Genomic DNA, 15633 nt, shown 5'->3' with positions numbered 1-15633 from the left:
CTGCATCCGGCTCTACCCTGTTAACGAATAGCCTGTCCTTCGTTATCGAAGAAGTGCGCCTTGTCCACATCGAATGACAATCCCACTGAAGCACCCGGCCTGAGGTCGGAGTCGCCGTTGATTCTGACTGACACCTGTCCTGCAGCACCACAGCCCACGACGATGAAGGTATCAGCGCCAAGGTATTCGACCACTTCGACCTCTCCGTCACAGTAGCCGGTACCCGACTCCACGACGGAGATATGTTCAGGGCGTATGCCCAACTGAGTCGCGCCATCTCGAGAATACGGCATCATGCCGGGAAGACCACCAGCAATGACAAATTCCGTACCCGTGGTATTGCAAGGCACGACGTTCATCTTGGGACTGCCAATGAACTGAGCCACGAAGGTATTGTTCGGAAAGTTGTAGAGTTCACGCGGCGTACCCACCTGAACGATACGCCCCGCCTCCAGCACCACGATCCTGTCTGCCAATGTCATGGCTTCCACCTGATCGTGCGTCACGTAGATCATGGTAGAGGTCAACGAGGTATGCAATTTGGCAATTTCATGTCGCATCTCTACCCGCAGCGCAGCGTCCAGATTCGACAAGGGCTCATCGAACAGAAAAGCTGTCGGGTCACGAACGATGGAACGGCCGATAGCGACCCGCTGCCGCTGACCACCCGACAGATCCTTCGGACGGCGCTCAAGGTACTCGGCAAGGCGTAGTACGTCGGCTACCGCATCAACCTTCTTATCGATTTCTTCCTTGGGCAAGCCCGCCGTCTTCAGCGAAAAACCCATGTTCTCGCGGACCGACATATGCGGGTACAAGGCGTATGACTGGAAAACCATCGACAGGCCACGTCGTGATGGCGGTTGATCGGTCACGTCCTTGTCATCGATGAGCATCCTGCCTCGCGAGATGTCTTCCAGCCCACCGATCATGCGGAGCAGCGTGGATTTACCGCAACCCGAAGGTCCGACGAACACGATGAACTCACCATCCTGAATTTCAAGATCAACGCCCTTGATGACCTGAACCGTCCCGTACCATTTCTCGACAGCACTCAGATTGATGGCACCCATCAGATTGCACTCCTGTCAGGGGACGCCCAACCCAGCCAGATTGCGGCCGTCCAGGTGAAAGACTTGCCGCCGGCGGGTGTCCCGTCGGTCGGATCGAAGTATTCGGAAAATCCATGTGCCTGAATCAGTTCCGATGTCAGTGCACGCAATGTCTCGCCATCAGCATGACCCATCTCGGTCAGCCCTGTGCCGATGAGCATGTTCATCATGCCCCAGGTGGGTCCACGCCAGTAACGCTTCGCATCGAACCTTGCATCGGCAGGGTCGAAGGAAGGCACACCATATGCCACCAGACTCATGACTCGACGATAGCTCTCCAGCAGTTCCGGATTGTCCAAACCGGCATACCAGGCCAGAAACGAGGCATTGGACAGGGAGCCCGCCCACTTGCCGGTCAGGACATCCCGAGAGTCGAAACCCTTTATCGCCGGGTTCCAGAGCGTCTGCGCACCCGCTTCCAGCAATTCGATATCCGCTTGCAAAGCGCTGACATCACGTCCCAGGGCCTGCCCCAGAGCGACCAGATCGCGTTGCGCTCGCAGCAAGGTGAATGTCATGGTGGGATCAGCCACTCTGAACCGGGTGTTTTCCAGCAGGGCCGAATCATCCCAGGCAAACGAGCGACCATGCTTGAGTAGCCAGATATAGCGATCATAGTCATATGGCCTGGGTCGCATCGCACTGTCTACATGGCCCAGATCCCGCCGGGTGTAGCTGCCGACGTCCACCGGATCGATTTGCGCCATGGCACCATCCCAGTCCGGCGCATTATCGCGACCGGTTTCCCAGGGATGCGCGGTACAGACCGCATTGTCATCCAGCCGCCACTTCATGAACCAGGCATGCCAGCGAACCATGGCATCGAACAGTCTCTCCATGGGCTCACGCCCGGCTTCGGGATCGATCTCGAAGATGAACCGTGCCATGGTTGCGGCAACCGGCGGCTGCGTGATTCCCGATGAACGGACGGGGCCCGTACCCTGCCAGACCTCCGGCCCTGGAAAATAGCGATCATCTTCGGTGTGAAACAGGATATGCGGCACCATGCCGTTTTTCCACTGACCGGAAAAGAGGGTCTCCAGTTCCTTCCAGCCGCGACCCACATCGAACTGTGCAAAGCCGAATGCCGCGAAGGCACTGTCCCAATTCCATTGATACGGGTAAAGACCTTCGGTCGGAACGGTATACCCGCCTTTGTCATTCAGTCGCATGACCTGCTCGGCCTGCCGGTCCAGCTCTGTCGTTGACTGCTTGGTACTTTCTCTAGCGTTCATTATCCTTTCACCGATCCGGCAGTCAGCCCCTTGGTCATGAAACGTTCGAGTCCCAGGAACAGGCACATTATTGGAATAGTTGCAATCACAGCACCAGCCATCAGATGCTGACGAGGTATTTCAGACGAATTCAGCATGGCCACACCCCGCGTCAAAGTGAACTTGGAAGGATCATCCAGCAGCATGAAGGCGATCAGGAATTCGTTCCAGGCGATCATGAAGACATACAGCGACACAGACACCAATGCAGGTACGGACAATGGCAGGGTGATTTTCCATATGACTTTCAGCCGCGACAGACCATCCATCAGACCCGCCTCCTCCACTTCAACGGGCAGCCCCCTGAAATACCCCTGCAACATGTACAGCGCCACCGGAATGGTGGTGACCGGGTACACCAGCACGATGCCCAGAATGGTGTTGCGTAGACCAGCCATCGAAAAGGCGATATAGATCGGCAAGGCCAACACGATCATCGGCACCATGTAGATCAACAGAATCGATCTGGAAAACACCGCCTGCCCCTTGAAACGCAGACGGGCAACCGCGTAGGCACCCGGCACCGAGAACAGCAGCGTTATGAACACCGTCAGCACCGACACACCAAAGCTGGTGAGTAGATAACCACCGAAGTTGAAGTTGGCAAACAGCTCGATATAGCTCCTGAACAGATCAAGCCCCTGACTCAGATCGATCGTGAAATCCAGCGGATTCTGCAGCAGTTCCTGCTGCGATTTCAGGCTGGTCATCACCATGACATAAAACGGTATGAGAACGATGGCGGTAAAGAACACATAACCGAACCCGGTCAGGAATCGGATGATGGCTTCCTCGAAGACATGCCGCGTCAGAAAGCCCACTTCAACTTCCTGAAGCATTTTCTGCAAGGCTGCAACGCTCGCCAGACCTGTCAGCACCCCCGAGAGCAATCGCAACAACGGAGTTACTTCGGCAGCCATGAGCAGTGGACTCAATGGCGTGAATGCCATCCCTGTCCCCAGCAGTATTCCAACGATGTAGAGCACGACCGGCTTCTTGTAGACAACACACATCAGCGCGCTGACCAGTCCCAGCAACAGACAGCCGAGCAAGGCTGGTTTGAAGGCAAGCCCCGTCGAGAATGACAGGCAGATAGCCACTGTGACGGCAACAATGAATACCCAGAAGATTCCGATGAGACTGGATATGACTGTACCCTGACGAAGAATATTCACATTCCTTCCTCCCTGGAAACATAACGAAGGAACAACAGGCTGAAGAACAGAAGTACGACAAAGACCACGACAGCCACTGCCGCTCCGGCCCCGATATTGGCGACTGCAAAGGCCTGTTCGTAAACATTGACCGTCAAGGTTCGCGTTCCGGCATTACCGCCTGTCAGCAGAAAGATGTCGTCGAACTTGTTGAACGTCCAGATAAAGCGCAGCAGGAACAACACGCTGAGGATACCCAGCAGCTGCGGTACCGACAGATACCAGAACTTCTGGAAAGGGCTTGCGCCATCCATGTCGGCGGCTTCGTACATGTCTGTATCGATCGACTGCATGCGAGCCAGGATGAACAGGAAAGACAGCGGAAAATACCGCCAGATTTCGAATACGGTGACAGAAATCAAAGCCAGTGGCTGCTCACCGAAGAAATTGATAGGTGCCGTTACCACTCCCATCTGGAGTAGTAATGCATTGATGGAACCGGAGAACGGGTTCAGCAGCGTCACCCAGGTGAATGCCACTGCAATGATGGGAGACACATAGGGAAACAGATACAGTCCACGCAGTATTCCCTGTCCCTTGAACGACTTGTTCAGCAGCATCGCGGCTACCAGTCCGACAGTCAAAGCGCCAATGGTGCCCACCACCGTGTAGAAGGTGGTCGCCCAGATGACACTGAGAAACTGCGAACTGTCGAATATGCGCTTGAAATTGTCGGCAGTGAACTCGAAGTTTGTAAGTACATTTTCGCCACTGCCCTCGACAACAGGATCGCTGGCCTCGGCGATGTCTTCGAGCTCTTCCGGATCACCGCCATAGGACATGGGAATGCTCAGACGTTCGCTGAAGGCGGGCTCCAGAGCGCCGAAAGTACAGCTCAGGGTCTGACCGGTCAGTTCGCAGAGTTCGGGTATTTCCAGCAAGGAAGCGCCTTCCGGAATCGTGTCACTGAAGAAGACATCGCTCAGGGGGCGTTCGCGGGATGAATTTCGCACACGATATTCCACACGCAGGTTCTCACCACTGCCTCGTACCGCTTCACGTACGATGGGAGTAACGGGGCGCAAGTCGGACAGACCTACGGGTTTCACGCTGATCCAGAATACCGCAAGCAGCGGCAGAATGATGACCAGACTGACAACAATTACAGTAGGTAACAACAGGCCCCAGGCCAGACGGGCTTCGCGTTTGGCGAGCTCCCCCGTACCGGTAGGCGGCGTGGCTATAGTCATAGTGGATTCCCTGTGTTCAGTGACTCATGACGACAGGTGCCGTCATGAGTCATTCACCAGACGCCTCAGTTCACTTCCGACAGTTCGGCATTCATCGCGGCAATGGCATCTGCCGCGTTGAGCTCGCCATCGATGAACTGGCGTACCACGCGATTGACCACCTGGCTGTTGATCATCTTGGATGCCAGTGACAGCTGTCCTTCATCGACTCCCCAGCGCTGAGCGACATCCAGTCCGCCGACGATCTCGTCGATGACGGCTTGCGGATATAGATCGCCCAGTGGCGCCTTTCGATCCACACCGACATCGAGCTTGGCCCAACCATCCTTGTAGGCCATCTTGTCATCGGCATTGCCGGTGCGAACCGGAAACTTGCCTTCAGGCGCAATGGCCAGGGTGTCCAGATAGGCATCGCTCATGGAGAAAGTGATGAACTCTTCAGCAACATCGGTATTGGCATCAGAGGTGATACCGAAGTAGCGTACATCACCCCAAGCCGCGCCATCCGGGTTTGAAGGGCCAGCAAAGGTAGTCACAACACCGGTCTTTTCTGCCAGTTCGCGAGTGGTCGGGTCATCATTGATCGTTGGTGGTGAGCTGTCACGCAGACCCGCCAGTTCATCGAGAATGAACGGTGACCAGATGATCATGGCAGCCTGCCCCGCGGAATACAACTCGCGAGCCTCTTTCCACATGAGATCTCCCGGTGGTGATGCCTGGGCGATGCTCTTGTAGAATTCCAGTACCTCCGTGGTCGGCCCCTCTTCCAGTGGCTTGAAACCGTCCGGTCCCACCGGCGATACACCGTTCGCCAGGAACACGTGTTCCAGCACCTGACTCATGAAGCTTTCGTCAACCTTGGTTGCTGCAACAAATCCGAACATCTCCGGTGGACTGTGCAGCGCATCCAGTGCGTCGTTGACGGCCGCGTAAGTGGTTGGGGGCTCAAGCCCCTTCTCCTCGAACAGATCGGTACGGTAAATGATCATCTGCGTCCAGCCATCAACCGGAACCGAAGCGTAACCGTCTTCGAATGTGGACATTCTCAAAGGGCCGGGAGAGAAGGTGTCCAGACCGAGGTCCTCGATGACTTCGGTTGCAGCATCGACATCAAGAATGCCGGCCTCGGACCAGGGCAATGCATATTGCAACGGGTGATAGATGACATCTGGCAGATCATTCGCCGCAAAGGCAGCAGTGGCACGCTTGCCCAGATCGCTTTCAGTGACTGGAATGACTTCCACGGTATGACCGCTCTGTTCCTTGAACTGATCCGCCATGGCTTGCTGCTTGGCCAGACGATCAGGCTGTTCCTCAGTCGTCCACAAACGAATGGTGTCTGCCTGAACAGTGCCAGTCAGCATGGCCATGCTGAAAGCGGAAAGAGCGAACAGACGGCCTGAGCGCCCCATCATTCTATTCTTCATGTATGTCTCCTGATGGTTGGGTGCAGCTGCGTTTCCTGTTGTCTTCAATTTGACGCGGTAAACACTGAACATCGCTTCAGCGATAGGCATCGAATGGCAGCTGACCGGGATTACTATATCTCGCCATATGACAAGTGCGGCCACTATATCGTAACGTTACGATTATTATCAACTGTTTTCTGATTTAATTTAATGCTATAAGTATCAACAGGATAAATCATAGTTAGTAATATTCTGCACATTTTGAATGCACATATTGCAACGTTACGATTGACAATAAGACAGAAAAGCACTCATTTGTGAAATCAGGCAAACCAATCGGAATTGACCCCGGCAGGATATTCAGGAATGCGAAAACGACCGATCAGTATCCTGCACCCACTACGTCAGAGGACTGCTGCCGATACTGGCGATAGCACCGGATGGCCTGACAGATAGTAGACTCCAGTCGGGACTCGCAACCGTACGAGCAGAAAAATCCAGATCGAATCAGAATGAAGAATTCCGACGTCAAGCGAGCTACGCTCAAAACCATCGCCGACAGAACCGGTGTCAGTGTCTCCACCGTCTCTCTGTGCTTGCGCGATGGTAGCCATGTCAAGCCCGCCACCCGCGAGCTGATACAACAAGCGGCCAAGGATCTGGGCTATGTGCCCAATCGGGCTGGAGTACGATTGCGAACCGGTCGTACCAACGTGATTGCACTGGTGCTGGCAACAGACAGAAACTCGGTCGACTATACTCGTCAGCTCATTCACGGGATCGGAACACAGATCAGTGGCACTGTCTTTCATCTGAGCGTGATCCCGGAAATCGACCCTGCCGACCCCCTCGCCGCAGTCCGCTACATATTGGAAACGCGTTCGGCTGACGCTGTCATTCTTACCTATACCAGTGTTCGCGATCCTCGGGTACAGATGCTCATGGATGCCGATTTCCCATTTGTCTGCCATGGCCGTACGGAATTCTTTTCTCCGCATGCCTTTTTCGATTTCGATGCCGAGAAGTTCATCGAGATGGCAATAGAACGATTGATCAGCAAAGGGCGAAAGCATATCCACCTGACAGCCGTGGACAACCAGACGACCAATTACACACACATCGTCAACGCCTTCCTCAATTCAACAGCCAGACGCGGGATTACCAGCAGCGTGACCAGCAATCCGGAAATCCTTGACACTCCCGGCGGCGCGCGCGATCACGCTCGTGATCTGCCTGCCCAATACAGCGGTATTGACGCTGTCATCACCAACAATGAGCTCACCGGACTGGCGCTCATCAGTGGACTGAGCGATGTCAATTACCGTCTCGGTTCCGACTACGATCTGATCTGCAAGAGCACCACGGACATCTTGCCGACGCTGTACCCGGACATGGATACCGTGGCAGAAGATCTCATTGAAACCGGTAAGGCGCTGGCCCGATTGACCATGCAGCGTATTGATGGCGTTGCCATCGAACAGTTGCAATACCTTCAGGATCCGGTCAGCAGTTGGAGTTGAGAGGCGGCTGATCGGCTTCAATCAGCGCGTCAAGGGTTGCCCCATTACCCAGCCCCTTCTTCTTGCGACCTGGATACCGGTCCACACGACAGTGCGTGGTGACACGTCACGAAGTAGCGAACAGCTTCAAAGGAAGCGCTGCAAGATCGACTTCACAGAAACGTGAATAAAAGTGCCACGTGATGATGCTGCTGAGCGCCGGGTTCGCGGGCTCGCCGACTGTCAATCTCCGCTAACTGCTTGAATAGACTCGGATCAGACGACCGAACTGTTGTGATGATGCCGCGTGTAACCCGTCACTCGATCATCAGAGCACCAGAACTTGTTCCTGCGGATATGCTGCACTGCAATATGATCGCCCTATATTGAACCCATGCGCCAGCAATGGTCGCGTAATTCGAAACCAGCAAACCACTACAACAGGAACATCTACATGTCCGCCAATCTTGCAGAAACAGCCATTCGATATACCGCCTTGTCGGAAATGGGTATCGTCCGATTTCACGAAATTGCCAATTACAGCCTGCGTCAGGATGGCGCTGACAAGGATGTACTCCGTGTCATCTACAAACGCGCCAAGGGCTCCCTGCTGCCGCACAGTCGCAAGTACAAGTTCGGCCGCTCACTACGCACCGTGATAGCCGACGGTGGCACATCGCGAATGGAGCACACCTATGAAATATCGCCATTTTTGCTGAAGGCGGTGTCCGAGCTCGACGAGTTGGTCGCGTTCAACCAGCATGAACCCACCAAGACGGATAACACGGATGTCAAGATCGATCTGTTGGCAGAGATCAATGAGCTGAAACAATTGATCAACCAATCCATCCCCTCGGAAAACATGAGCCAGATCAACAGCAAGCTCGACAGCGTGCGCAAGCACATCGAAGCGCTGTAGCGTCTCCGATGGTCGGCAAGCAAGGCAGGCGGTAGCACCCTGTGGTGGCCACCGTCTGCCCCCTCCGGATTCTGTCCAACCGGATATTGCAGCGCAGCAATGCTGGCGGAATCTGCCTTCAGGCTCGCAGACAGGATGACGTTCAGGAGCCTGTGCTGAGTGGTGGATCGACTGATTCACATCATCGTCATTCACGATACTTGTGAGTCGGCGACAGCACCGATTACAGCAGTTCAGGGCAACACGATATCCCTTTCCAGATCAGAAAGTTACGGGGAGTCTGGATCAACGTGACTCGCCTCACGGAACTCCGGACATCAGGATGCGGATGCTGCAGGCCATGTCGAGTGCCCGCAAACGGGTTTACAATTCCTGACCTTTCGACCCGGCCACAACAGGCAAGCTCCGCACCGAGAATCGATTCGCCTCACCTCAGCGACTCATCGCTCCCCCGGCGAAACGACCTCATGGAACCCAACTGAACCGACCCACACTACGATGCACTGGACTCCGATCATTCGCCTTTTCGGTATGCTGCTGATGCTCTACAGCTTCAGCTTTGCGCCGTCGATTGGTGTGGCTCTCTTCTATCAGGATGATCAATGGTCTGTCTTTGCCATTTCGCTGCTGGCCAGTCTACTGGTGGGCTTGATGATGTGGTTCCCGGTGCGCCAGACCTCGTCTGAAATCAGCGTCCGGGAAGGCTATTTTGTCGTCAGCTTCTTCTGGATATTATTGGGGGCTGTTGGCAGCCTGCCGTTTCTTCTGAGCCTGCATCTGGATTTCACGGATGCCATGTTCGAATCGATCTCCGGCTTCACCAGTACGGGCTCTACCGTCATTGTCGGGCTGGACGAACTGCCACGCTCGCTGCTCTATCATCGTCAGCAAATCCAGTGGCTGGGTGGCATGGGTATCATCGTATTGGCAGTTGCCGTATTGCCTCTGCTCGGCATCGGTGGCATGCAGCTTTATCAGGCGGAAGCATCGGGTGTTGCCAAGCACGAAAAAATCACACCACGCATAGCCGAGACTGCCCGTTCCTTGTGGCTCATCTATGTCTGTCTGACCGTTATCTGCGCCCTGGCCTACTGGCTGGCCGGCATGCAACTGTTCGATGCCATCGGACACGCCATGTCCACCATTTCCACTGGCGGATTCTCCACCCACGATGCCAGCATCGGCTACTACGACAGTCCGCTGATCGAGATGATCGCGATCGTCTTCATGATTGCCGGGGGAACCAATTTCGCACTGCACTTCTTTGCGCTACGCAGCCGCAGCGCAAGGATCTATGCCAGAGACGGAGAATTTCGTACCTACCTCTACATCCTGCTGTGTACCACCCTTGTCATCACGATGACCTTGTTCGTCGTCGGTACCCATGAATCCCTGCTCACGGCACTGCGGGTCTCCGTTTTCCAGGTGGTGGCTCTGATGACCAGTACGGGGTTCGGTACGGAGACCTTTTCCAGCTGGCCACTCTTCGTGCCCCTGCTCATCATCATGGTCGCTCATATCGGAGGATGCGCCGGTTCCACCTCCGGTGGCATCAAGGTACTGCGCATCATTCTGCTGACTCGACTGGCTTTGCGACAACTGTTTCACATGGCTCACCCGCAAGCTGTCTCCGTGATAAAACTCAACAACCGGCTGATCCCCGACGACCAACTGTTTTCCGTCTGGGGCTTCTATACGCTGTACATACTGTCGAGTCTCGTCCTGACGCTCGCCATGATGGCCGCCGGACTTGACCTGGTATCCGCCTTCGGTGCGGTGAGTGCAACCATCACCCTGATGGGCCCTGGACTGGGCGAGGTGGCCACCGACTTTTCGACCGTCAATACGGCGGTGAAATGGCTGGGCATCTTTGCCATGCTGGTAGGCCGACTGGAAGTGTTCACTCTTCTCATCCTGTTCCTGCCCGCCTACTGGCGCAACTGATGTCTCGGAACAGCAGACGACAAACCCTCACGCGGACTGTCAGAAAACCATGAAAATCATCATATTGGGAGCGGGACAGGTAGGCTCGGATGTCGCCTTCGAGCTGGCTGCAGAATCCAACGATCTGACCGTAGTCGACCGCAAGCCGGATTTGCTCAGGAAGCTGCAGGAAAAGCTCGATATTCGCACGATTGCAGGCAATGCCTCCAGCCCTGCAACTCTGATCGATGCAGGTATCGAAGACGCGGACCTGTTGCTGGCGGTCACCAGTAGCGATGAGACCAACATGATTGCCTGCCAGGTAGCCCACTCCCTGTTCAGTACCAACAAGTGCCTGGCCCGGATTCGCTCCGCCGACTATCTGGATCATCCGGCTCTGTTTTCACCCGGCGCTGTACCGGTCGACTACATCATCAGTCCCGAACAGCTGGTTACGCGACATATTCAGTACCTGATCGAAGAACCAGGCGTATTGCAAGTACTGGATTTTGTCGGTGGCAAGGCTCGCATGGCGGCCGTGGAAGCCAAGCCAGCTGGCCATATGGTGGGCTTGCGTGTCAAGGATCTGCCCGCTCGACTGCCGGAACACCCGTTTCGAGTAGTTGCGCTGTTTCGTGGGGAAAACTCGATTCCCCTGAACGAACAGACCACCATCGAGCCGGGTGACGAGGTCTTCTTCATTGCGGCCTGTGAGGATGTGGCCGGCGTACTGGCTGGCTTTCGCCAGACTGACAAGCGCTATCGTCGCATCATCATCGCTGGTGGCGGCAACATCGGAGAAAAACTGGCTCTGTCGCTGGAGCATCAGTATGCGCTCAAACTGATAGAAGTGGATGAAGCGCACGGTCTGCACCTGGCGCAAACACTGCGAAAGGCCATCATACTGCTGGGAGACGCGGCAGACGCTGACCTGCTCAAACAGGAGAATATCGAGAACACCGATGTCTTCTGCGCCGTCACCAATGATGATGAAGCGAACATCCTGTCGTCCATGCTGGCAAAAAGGCTTGGCGCTCGAAAGACCATCTGTCTGATCAACCGCTCCAGCTATGTGGACATCGCACAGGGTAGTGCCATCGATATTGCCGTGTCACCCGCGCAGGTCACGATCGGTGCACTACTGGCCCATATACGACGAGGTGATGTACTGGCCGTGCATTCGCTGCGCCGCGGTGCCGCCGAGGCCATCGAGATCAAGGTACACGGTGACAGAAATACCTCACGTGTGGTCGGCAAGAGCATCAAGCAACTATCCATACCTGGCGGCGTCAATATCGGCCTGATTGCGCGGCGCGATCAACTCCTGTTTCCGCATGAAGACATGTTGATAGAATCAGGGGACCACCTTGTATTGTTTCTTTCGGACAAGCGAAGCATCAAGGATGTCGAAAGACTGTTCCAGGTGGGCGTCACCTTCGTCTGACACGCACTCAGGCCACCTTTCGATGAAGTGCTTCGCGAACATCACGAATCCGGAAACGCGATGCCAGCTCATGCATCGATGCGGACATGCCCTTTAGCGTTCTGGCCGCTTCCAGCGCTTTCACCGTGCCATCCACCGTTTCGCAGGAACTGGTAGATACCTGGGACAGATTCCCCATGATGGCCGTGGTTCTGACATCGGCTTCACCGGTGGACCGGTTGATATGCTCCACGGCGTGCTTCTGTCTCGACACGCCGGTGGAAATCTGATCCTGCAGCAGATTGATCTGAGTAATTATCTCACTGATTTCGGCAATGGCATTGACCGCACCGTCGCTGTCTCTTTCCGCGCCGTCAAGCCCGATCTGACTGACCCGGCAAACCAGCCTCACAACCCATACGGCTTCAGCCCGGCGTTTCAGGTCGCTGGCTTCACCTCACTGGCCTCTTGCGCCGCCGCACCGATGGCCGATTTGTCTTCCTCCGACAAAGCGCCTTCTGCGCTACCACCGCCGTCCAGTTTGACACGCACCTCCTTGCGCGCAAACTGAATGCCGTGCCTGTCGAACTCCTGCTGCACCCGCTGGAAGATTTCCTTGCGGATCTGGAATTGCTTGCCCGGCTTTACCATGAACTTGCCTCGAATCACAATGCCGATATCGTCGACCTGGATGACACCCTGCGATTTGAAGGGCTGTATGAAATCCCCGGAAAATTCAGGAATTTCCATCAATTCTGCACCGATGGTCTTGAATATCTTCTTGACCTTGATCAGATCCGTTTCGAAGGGCACCGTGAACGTCAGCTTCATGATGCTCCAGTCACGTGAATAGTTCGTGATCTTGGGAATTTCACCGTATGGAATGGTGTGCACCGGGCCACGGTGATGCCGCAGCTGCATTGCACGCAACGAGATCTTTTCAACCGTGCCCATGGTGCCTTCCACGTTCACGTATTCACCCGCCCGAAATGCATCGTCGATCAGGAAAAAGAGCCCCGAAACGATATCCGTTACCAGCTTCTGCGCACCAAAACCGATGGCCAGACCGACAATACCGGCGCCGGCCAGTAGAGGTGTGATATCGATTCCCAGATTTCCCAGACCGACCAGGACTGTCATGACCACAATGGCCGTCTGCACGAACCAGGTGATGAGAGGCAGCACGGTGGAAAGCCGGGAACCTCCCACCCCCCCTTCATCACCGCCGGGCAGACCCGCATCGCCTCCCACGCCCGATGCGGTTTTCTCCGCAGCCAACTTCCTGTTCAACCACAGAGTAACCACTTCCCAGAGCAGATAACCCACGGCAAATATGCCGATGAATTCCAGTAGTCTCCGAGTCATCGAGCTGCCCGTACCGGTGGCGTCGAGGTTGGAAAAATCCACGCCCCATATCCAGGAAAGCCAGCTGATAACCAGCAGCATGACCAGCAATCGACCAATCCGTATATAACTTCGCTTGGCGGAATGGTAGGCCTGCTGGGCAAGCGCGCCCTCACCCACGATGGCTGGTGTCAGATGTTCGACCAAACCTCGGATAACCGTATCCAGAACCGGTGCCAGCAGAAGGATGAACATGGTCGAATACTGAACGCCCTTTGCAATCAGATGAAGCTTTTCCTGAGCCACCAGTATCTCGACCAGAGTCCAGCTACTGACAATCACGGCCATGGCATAGTAGGGATAGAACTTCGCCACTTGCCTTTCCAGAGGAGTGGCATCGTCGTTCCTGCCAGTGATGATATCGATCAGGGTGTATCGCGAGCGCCAGGCAATGAAGGCAAAGTACAGGTGTATGAGTAGATTGAACCAGAAGCCGATTCGGGTTTCAAACCGTACCGCTCCCGGGATGTTCTGCAAGTCCGTGATCGACAGAGTGACACCCACCAGCAAGGCCACACTGACCAGGTTGTTGTGCAGGAAACGTGCGGCAGCGTCAGTGGTGTGAATCAACCGCAAATCGGAACGTCTGGGGGCCAGTGCAAAGGTCAGCACTACCGAAAACAGCCTGGGAATCAAAATGAGATTCCACAGCACGTGGTGCATGATGAAATGCACCTGCAGATCAGCGAGCATCTGCCTCAATACAATCTGGGTAACAATGATGAAAGCCAGCAGGCCGGATAGATCCAGAACAAACCTGATGCTCAACAGTTTCAGAATCTGCTTCAACGTCGGATCGGCCGATTGAGGCACATCAACGGTGGCACGCCATCGGCGTGTCAGTAACCGGACGAGATATTCGATGACCAGACCGGCGATGATCGCGAAGAGAAAGCTGATGAATAGCCCGGTAATGCCATTGGGTCCAAGGCGATCGACAAAGAGGCTGAAGATTTCGATCTGACCGGAAATCAGGGTGGGAAACGCACTGACCGCTGCTTGAATCGAAATCGGAATATTGGTTGTGATCAGGGTGAAAAGTCCGACCTCCTCGACCGCGGTGTCATCTTCGAGTTGTCTGGCTGCAACGATATCCAACTGTTGCAACAACAGTTCTCTGACCTCACTGTCAGACAATCTGGACACCAGCTCCCTGACCGCTGCGGGATTGTCCATGACGGGAAGCTCGGCCGTCGTCTGTTCATCAGCACCTGATGTCACAGAGAGCTGCTGAGCCTGCAAGGCAGAGCTTGTGCTGAACAGCAATAAAATACCGAACAGCACCATCGTATACCGAAAAATTCTCATGACTAGTGCGGTCAACCCTCATTCCTCGGTCTGGTTACCGGACAAGTGGCACAGAACATCTGCACCACACGCCCTCGAATGCAATAAACATGGCAGGCCATCCGGACAATGATGCCTGCACTGGAAATGATGTGCAATTGATGCCAGCTGTAACACTCACGTCTGCAGCGGTCTGAGCCCATTCCCTGTCAAGTCAGCAAACAGGTCTGCTGACCACTGTGACGAGAGAACCTGTAGGGATCGTCACCGATGTCATGGACTGTCGCTGGTGAGCTTCACTGATCAGGCGTATTGTGTGTATGAACGTCCAGAGAACTGTTCAACGGGAGTCTGTTACTGGAACACTACCAACATCGAATGAGGACCACACACCATGAAACGTCAACGCTACTACTTCATATCCGACGATCTTGACGATCTGGAACAGATCGAAATCGAGCTGATCGCTCAAGGTGTCTCTTCTCCGCAGATACATGTACTCAGTCGTGACAATGCCAGTGTGCAGCGGCATGAGAAACTGACTGGTGTTACCTCCTTGATGAAACGGGATCTGATGCATTCTGCCTTGATCGGCGCTGTTGCAGGTTTCGCATTGGCCATTCTTGTACTGCTCATCGCTGGCCTGGCTGGCTGGTCCTCCGGTGCAGCCGGTTGGACGCCCTTCATATTTCTCGCCTTCGCCGTCTTTGGAGCCATGACGTGGTTGGGTGGCTTGCGCGGAATCCAGACCCCGAACCATCATTTCCAACGCTTTCAATCCGTTCTGGATGAAGGCAGACATGTCTTCTTCATCGATCTTGAAGCAGAGGGCAAGACGGTATTGGACAAGATCTGCGCTGACCACCCACGCCTTGAACCCGCAGGTCTCGGCACTGCCACGCCAGACTGGATCCAGGCTTTCACCAGTGGCACGGATAAATGGTGGTACTGGCGGATGTGGAAGAACGTCTGATTGCAC

General features: G+C 54.9%; 12 protein-coding genes. 5 read left to right on the top strand and 7 right to left on the bottom strand.

All coding sequences use genetic code 11. From position 1 onward, the window contains the following. Nucleotides 1–20: 20 nt before the first annotated feature. The 5 genes from ACUNV4_RS27005 to ACUNV4_RS26985 form a co-directional block, all read right to left on the bottom strand. Nucleotides 21–1073 (bottom strand): ABC transporter ATP-binding protein, encoded by a 1053-nt coding sequence (locus tag ACUNV4_RS27005; protein WP_430881776.1) that lies wholly within the window; start codon nt 1071–1073, stop codon nt 21–23. Then, nucleotides 1073–2347: an MGH1-like glycoside hydrolase domain-containing protein gene (locus ACUNV4_RS27000; protein WP_430881775.1), complete on the bottom strand. Its 1275-nt coding sequence runs from the start codon at nt 2345–2347 to the stop codon at nt 1073–1075. The genes ACUNV4_RS27005 and ACUNV4_RS27000 overlap by 1 nt, the downstream gene beginning before the upstream one ends. Continuing rightward, nucleotides 2347–3561: a carbohydrate ABC transporter permease gene (locus tag ACUNV4_RS26995; RefSeq protein ID WP_430881774.1), complete on the bottom strand. Its 1215-nt coding sequence runs from the start codon at nt 3559–3561 to the stop codon at nt 2347–2349. The genes ACUNV4_RS27000 and ACUNV4_RS26995 overlap by 1 nt, the downstream gene beginning before the upstream one ends. Further along, the gene (locus ACUNV4_RS26990) at nt 3558–4790 is read right to left on the bottom strand and encodes a carbohydrate ABC transporter permease (RefSeq protein WP_430881773.1); all 1233 of its coding nucleotides are present in this window, start codon (nt 4788–4790) and stop codon (nt 3558–3560) included. Before ACUNV4_RS26990 ends, ACUNV4_RS26995 begins: the two co-directional genes overlap by 4 nt. 65 nt (nt 4791–4855) lie before the next feature. Then, nucleotides 4856–6217 (bottom strand): ABC transporter substrate-binding protein, encoded by a 1362-nt coding sequence (locus ACUNV4_RS26985; protein ID WP_430881772.1) that lies wholly within the window; start codon nt 6215–6217, stop codon nt 4856–4858. Between the two features lie 494 nt (nt 6218–6711). On the opposite strand from ACUNV4_RS26985, the gene ACUNV4_RS26980 reads away from it, so the two are divergent. From ACUNV4_RS26980 to trkA, 4 genes are all read left to right on the top strand, one after another. Then, nucleotides 6712–7719 carry a LacI family transcriptional regulator gene (locus tag ACUNV4_RS26980; RefSeq protein ID WP_430881771.1) on the top strand — a complete coding sequence of 336 codons (1008 nt, stop codon included), beginning with the start codon at nt 6712–6714 and terminating at the stop codon, nt 7717–7719. Between the two features lie 433 nt (nt 7720–8152). Beyond that, nucleotides 8153–8617 (top strand): DUF3461 family protein, encoded by a 465-nt coding sequence (locus tag ACUNV4_RS26975; protein ID WP_430881770.1) that lies wholly within the window; start codon nt 8153–8155, stop codon nt 8615–8617. Between the two features lie 498 nt (nt 8618–9115). After that, nucleotides 9116–10561 carry a TrkH family potassium uptake protein gene (locus ACUNV4_RS26970; RefSeq protein ID WP_430881769.1) on the top strand — a complete coding sequence of 482 codons (1446 nt, stop codon included), beginning with the start codon at nt 9116–9118 and terminating at the stop codon, nt 10559–10561. Between the two features lie 49 nt (nt 10562–10610). Next, nucleotides 10611–11984: a Trk system potassium transporter TrkA gene (gene trkA, locus ACUNV4_RS26965; RefSeq protein WP_430881768.1), complete on the top strand. Its 1374-nt coding sequence runs from the start codon at nt 10611–10613 to the stop codon at nt 11982–11984. A 7-nt stretch (nt 11985–11991) separates the two neighbouring features. Here trkA and ACUNV4_RS26960 read toward each other — a convergent pair whose 3' ends face one another. Both ACUNV4_RS26960 and ACUNV4_RS26955 read right to left on the bottom strand, forming a co-directional pair. Further along, on the bottom strand, nt 11992–12375 hold the full coding sequence (locus tag ACUNV4_RS26960; protein ID WP_430881767.1) for a hypothetical protein: 384 nt from the start codon (nt 12373–12375) through the stop codon (nt 11992–11994). A 26-nt stretch (nt 12376–12401) separates the two neighbouring features. After that, nucleotides 12402–14675 (bottom strand): mechanosensitive ion channel family protein, encoded by a 2274-nt coding sequence (locus ACUNV4_RS26955; protein ID WP_430881766.1) that lies wholly within the window; start codon nt 14673–14675, stop codon nt 12402–12404. Between the two features lie 373 nt (nt 14676–15048). Between ACUNV4_RS26955 and ACUNV4_RS26950 the strand changes: the two genes are divergently transcribed. Then, complete coding sequence (locus tag ACUNV4_RS26950; RefSeq protein WP_430881765.1) at nt 15049–15627, top strand: NAD/FAD-utilizing enzyme; 579 nt, start codon at nt 15049–15051, stop codon at nt 15625–15627. Nucleotides 15628–15633: the final 6 nt, after the last annotated feature.

Source organism: Granulosicoccus sp. 3-233, assembly GCF_052681095.1.
Note: the sequence above shows the minus strand (reverse complement) of the source record. Positions and strands in the feature narration are given on the sequence as shown.